This is a genomic window from Streptomyces odontomachi, from assembly GCF_024435355.1.
GTDB lineage: Bacteria > Actinomycetota > Actinomycetes > Streptomycetales > Streptomycetaceae > Streptomyces > Streptomyces odontomachi.
On the sequence record NZ_JAMJWG010000061.1, the window covers coordinates 1 to 6,073 of the forward strand.

General features: G+C 74.8%; 1 protein-coding gene. It reads left to right on the forward strand.

What is annotated here, in order from left to right:
- A partial coding sequence (locus tag NQO67_RS43270; RefSeq protein ID WP_305126990.1) for a type I polyketide synthase occupies nt 1-6,073 on the forward strand: 6,073 nt, incomplete at both ends.

Here is a 6,073-nt window from a genome sequence, read left to right on the forward strand (position 1 = left end):
GTCGTTGAAGGACGTGGTGTTCGCCGACGCCGATGCCGGCGCTGATGCGGGCGTGCTTGATCAGACGTGTTTCACGCAGCCGGCGTTGTTCGCGCTAGAGGTGGCGCTGTACCGGTTGGTGGAGTCCTTCGGGGTGCGGGCCGATGTGGTGGCCGGGCATTCGGTGGGGGAGTTGACGGCTGCGCATGTGGCGGGTGTGTTGTCGTTGGCGGATGCGGGGGCGCTGGTCGCGGCGCGTGGTCGGTTGATGCAGGCCGCTCCGGCGGGCGGTGGCATGGTGGCCGTCCAGGCCACGGAGGACGAGCTGCTGCCGCTGCTCGCGGACGACCCGGCCGTGTCGCTGGCGGCGGTGAACGCACCCGATTCGACGGTGGTTTCGGGTGATGCGGAGGCCGTGGCCCGGGTCGCGGCGCATTTCGCCGGGCTGGGCCGCAAGACGCGCACCCTCGCGGTCAGTCATGCCTTCCACTCCGCGCACATGGACGGGGTGTTGGAGGAGTTCGAGGAGATCGCAGCCGGGCTGACCTTCCACGAGCCGTCGACTCCGGTCGTTTCGAACGTGACGGGCGAGATCGCCACGGTCGAGCAGGTGACGGATCCGGGGTACTGGAGCAGTCACATTCGTCAGCCGGTGCGTTTTGCGGACGGGGTGCGCAGTCTGCGTGCGGCGGGTGTGGCCACGTTCCTGGAGCTGGGCCCGGACCCGGTGCTGACCGCGCTCACCCGGGCCACCCTCGACGAGTCGAACGAGGCGGACGAGGCCGGCTCGGTGGACGAGGTGGACGAGCCGGTGGTCGCCGTCTGCGCGCTGCGTGCCGACCACCCCGAGACCCGCACCTTCCTGACCGCGCTCGCGACCGCCTACGTCAACGGCGCCGAAGTCGACTGGCAGCTGCCGGCCGGCGCCCCCGACCAGGCCGTCCACGTCGACCTGCCCACGTACCCGTTCCAGCGCCGCCGTTACGCCCTGGACACGACCGGTGCCAAGATGAACGTGACCGGGGCCGGGCTGAGCCCGACCGGGCACCCGCTGCTTGCGGCGGCGGTCGAGCTGCCCGACGGGGACGCGGTGTTCACGGGCCGGATCGCCCTGCCGACGCATCCGTGGCTCGCCGGGCACCAGGTGATGGACTCGGTGCTGCTGCCGGGCACCGCCTTCGTCGAGCTGGCCCTGCACGCGGCCGGGCAGCTCGACGGCCTGCACCGGGTGGACGAACTCACCCTGCACCGGCCGCTGGTGCTCACCGGCACCGGCGCCGTCCAGCTGCGGGTCCAGGTGGGCGCGGCACAGGAGGACGGGCGCCGTGCGCTGGCCGTGCACTCCCGGCCCGCCGACACCGACACCGACAGCGGCGACGGGACCTGGCACCGGCACGCCACGGGTGCGCTGGTGCCGGACGCCGGCCAGGAGCCGGACACCGCGTTCCCGGCTGAGTGGCCGCCGGCGGACGCCGAGCCGGTACGCATCGCCGACCTCTACGACGACCTGGCCGGGCTCGGCCTCGTCTACGGCACCGTCTTCCAGGGGCTCGAAGCGGTCTGGCGGCTCGGGGACGACCTCTACGCCGAGGTGGCGTTGCCCGCCGACACCGACCCGGGCGCCTACGGGCTCCATCCGGCGCTGCTGGACTCCGCACTGCACGCCGTGCTCGCGGCACGTGTCGCCGACGGCGGGGACCTGGACCGGATCAAGTTGCCCTTCGCCTGGGAAGGCGTCCGGCTGCACGCCGGCGGTGCGGGCCGGATGCGGGTGCGGATCACCCCGCACGCCGGGGACGGCGGCGACGCGCTCTCGCTGACCGTCGCCGACGAGGCCGGGGTCCCGGTGGCGGTGGTGGACTCGGTGACGATGCGGGCGGTCCCGGCCGACCAGCTGTCCGCCGGGGCGTCCCGCCCCGAACGGCTCTACCAGGTGGACTGGTCGCCCCTCGCCGCCCCGAAGCCGTCCGCCGCCGCGCCCGACCCGGCCTCCTGCGACGGCTGGGCGCTGCTCGGCCGCGTCGACCCGCGCCTGGCCGAAGCGCTGCCGCCGACCGTGCCGGCCCACGCCGACCTGGCCGCGGCCAAGGGGGCGCCCGAGGCGGCCAGGACGCTCCTGTGCGCCGTGCCGTCCTCCCCTGACTCCACGTCGGCGCCGGGCCCCGCCTCCGCGTCCGGCACGCCCGACCCTGAAGCGGCCTGCCGTGCCGTGCTCGCGCTCGTCCAGGAGTTCCTCGGTGACGAGTCCCACGCCGCCGCACGGCTCGTGGTCCTCACCCGGGGCGCGGTCGCGGTGCGGGCCGAGGACGGCCTCGACGACCTGGCCGGTGCGGCGGTGCGCGGCCTGCTGCGGACGGCGCGTTCCGAGAACCCCGGCCGGATCGTGCTGGTGGACCTCGACGCAAGCGACGCCTCGTACGCGGCACTGCCCGCCGCGCTCACCCCGGACGCCGGGGAACTCGCCCTGCGGGACGGCACCGCGTTCACCCCGCGGCTGGTCGTAGCCGACGACGGCGGCGCGCTGACACCTCCCGACGACGCGGCGGCCTGGCGGCTCGGCGTCACCAGCCGGGGCACCCTCGACCACCTGGTACTCGAACCCGCGGACGACGCCCTCGCACCGCTGGACGCCGGACAGGTGCGGATCGCGGTACGCGCGGCGGGCGTCAACTTCCGCGATGTGCTGATCGCCCTCGACCTCTATCCGGGCGAGGCGCCGATCGGCGGCGAAGCGGCCGGTGTCGTCACGGAGGTCGGGCCCGGCGTGCGGGACCTCGCACCCGGCGACCGCGTCATGGGCCTGGTGCCGGGTGCGGCAGGGCCGACCGCGGTGACGGACCACCGCTGGCTGGTGCGGATGCCCGGCACCTGGTCGTACGCGCAGGCCGCCACCGTCCCGATCACCTTCCTGACCGCCTACTACGGGCTGTCCGACCTCACCACCGTGGCCCCGGGTGAACGGGTCCTGATCCATGCCGGCGCGGGCGGCGTGGGCATGGCCGCCATCCAGCTGGCCCGCCACCGGGGCGCCGAGGTCTACGCGACCGCCAGCCCCGGCAAGTGGCCCGTACTGCGAGGCCTCGGCCTGGACGACGCCCACCTGGCGTCCTCGCGCAGCCTCGACTTCGAGGACGCGTTCCGGACCGCCACCGGTGGCGCCGGCGTGGACGTGGTGCTCAACTCGCTGACCGGCGACCACATCGACGCCTCACTGCGGCTGCTGGCGGACGGCGGCCGTTTCATGGAGATGGGCAAGGCCGACCTGCGCGCGGCGGACGAGGTCACCGCAGCCCACCCCGGCGTGCACTACCGGCCGTTCGACATGAGCGAGGCGGAGCCCGACCGGATCCAGCAGATGCTGCGCGCCCTCCTCGCGCTGTTCGAGACCGGCGCCCTGCGCCCGCTGCCGCTGCGCGCCCTGGACGTACGGCGGGCCCCTCAGGCGTTCCGGCACATCCAGCAGGCCCGGCACACCGGCAAGGTGGTGCTGACCCTGCCGCGCCCGCTGGACCCCGAGGGCACCGTCCTCGTCACCGGCGGCACCGGCACCCTCGGCTCGCTCGTCGCCCGCCACCTCGTCACCCGGCACGGCGTGCGGCACCTGCTGCTCACCGGGCGCCGCGGCGGCGGCACGGCGCTGGTCGAGGAACTCGGGGAGCTCGGCGCCCGGGTGACGGTCGCCGCCTGCGACGTGGCCGACCGTGCCGCGCTCGCCGCCGTGCTGGCCGCGGTCCCCGCCGAGCACCCGCTGACCGCCGTGATCCACGCGGCGGGGGTCGTCGACGACGCGACCGTGCCCGCGCTGACCGCCGACCGGCTGGCGGCCGTGCTGCGCCCCAAGGCGGCCGGCGCCCGCAACCTGCACGAACTCACCCGCGAGACCGACCTGGCCGCCTTCGTCCTGTTCTCCTCGGCCGCCGGCGTCCTCGGCGCCCCCGGCCAGGCCAACTACGCCGCCGCCAACGCCTACCTGGACGCGCTGGCCCAGCACCGCAGGGCCGAAGGACTGCCGGGCGTGTCGCTGGCCTGGGGACTGTGGGAACAGACCAGCGCCCTCACCGGTGACCTCGACGAGCAGGACCTGGCCAGGCTGCGGCGCACCGGCATGCTGCCGCTGCCCACCGACCGGGCCCTGGCGCTGCTGGACGATGCGGTGGCGGGCAGCGAAGCCCTCGTCGTGCCGCTCGCCCTGCACCTGCCGGGCCTGCGGCAGCAGGCCGCCGCCGGCACCCTGCCGGACCTGCTCGACTCCCTCGCCGGCGCCCCGGCACGGCGTGCGCAGGCCGGCACGACGGGCGGGCAGACGGGCAGGCTGGCCCGCCGTCTCGCCGGTCTCGACGAGACCGGGCAACACCGCCTGCTGCTCGATCTGATCCGCGGCCACATCGCGACCGTGCTCGGCCACACCGCAACCGACGCCATCGACCCCCAACGCCCCTTCCAGGAACTCGGCTTCGACTCGCTGACCGCGGTGGAGTTCCGCAACCACCTCACCACCGCGATCGGCACCCGCCTCCCGGCCACCCTGGTCTTCGACTACCCCACCCCGGCGGCGCTCGCCGGCCGGCTGCGCGAACTCCTGGCCGGCACCACGCCCGCGGCCGGCACCGCACCCGCCCGCCGGAGCAGGGCCACGGCCACGACCGACGACGACCCGATCGCCGTCGTCGGCATGGGCTGCCGCTTCCCCGGCGGCGCCACCAGCCCCGACGCGCTGTGGCGGCTGGTCGCCGACGGTGTCGACGCGGTCGGCGACTTCCCCGAACGACGCGGCTGGGACGTCGAGAACCTGTACGACCCCGACCCGGCCGCGGCCGGCAAGACCTACGCCCGGCACGGCGGATTCGTCTACGACGCCGACGCGTTCGACGCCGAGTTCTTCGGCATCAGCCCGCGCGAGGCGTCCGCGATGGACCCCCAGCAGCGGCTGCTCCTCGAAGTCGCCTGGGAGGCGCTGGAGCAGGCGGGCATCCTCCCCGCGTCGCTGCGCGGCACGGACACCGGCGTGTTCGCCGGCGTCGCCGGACAGAACTACGGGGCCGGCGCGATGAACAGCGCCGAAGCCATGGAGGGCTACCTCCTCACCGGCACCACCACCAGCGTGGCCTCGGGCCGGCTCTCCTACACGTTCGGCCTGGAGGGCCCGGCCCTCACCGTCGACACCGCGTGCTCGTCGTCCCTGGTCGCCCTGCACCTGGCCTGCCAGTCGATCCGCAACTCCGAATGCTCCATGGCCCTGGTCGGCGGCACGACCGTCATGGCCGCACCCGGCATCTTCGTCGAGTTCAGCCGCCAGCGCGGGCTGGCCCCGAACGGCCGCTGCAAGCCGTTCGCCTCAGCCGCCGACGGCACCGCGTGGGGCGAGGGCGCCGGCGTGATCGTCCTGGAACGCCTGTCGGACGCGCGGGCCAACGGTCACCGGGTGCTGGCCGTGGTGCGCGGTTCCGCGGTGAACCAGGACGGCGCCAGCAACGGCCTGACCGCCCCGAACGGCCCCTCGCAGCAGCGGGTCATCCGCGCCGCACTCGCCGACGCCGGACTGACGACGGCGGACGTGGACGCCGTGGAAGCCCACGGCACCGGGACGACCCTCGGAGACCCGATCGAGGCGCAGGCCCTGATCGCCACGTACGGGGAAGGCCGCGATCCCGGGCAGCCGCTGTGGCTGGGTTCGCTGAAGTCGAACATCGGGCACACGCAGGCCGCTGCGGGCATCGCCGGTGTGATCAAGACGGTGGAGGCGCTGCGGCGCCGCATCCTGCCGAAGACCCTGCACGTGGACGAGCCCACCCCGCACGTGGAATGGGCGGGCGGCGGCGTCGAGCTGCTGACCGAGACCCGTGCGTGGCCGGAGGCCGACCGTGCCCGGCGGGCCGCGGTGTCGTCGTTCGGCATCAGCGGCACCAACGCGCACATCATCCTGGAATCCGCACCGGAGACGGCGCCCGACACCGAGGCGTCGGCGGCCACTACGGCCACTACGGCCGCCCCGGCTCGTTCCGCGGTGTGGCCGGTGTCGGCAAGGACCGAGCAGGCACTTCGTGACCAGGCGCGACGGCTTCACGAGTACCTCTCTGCGGCACCCGGGGCCGGC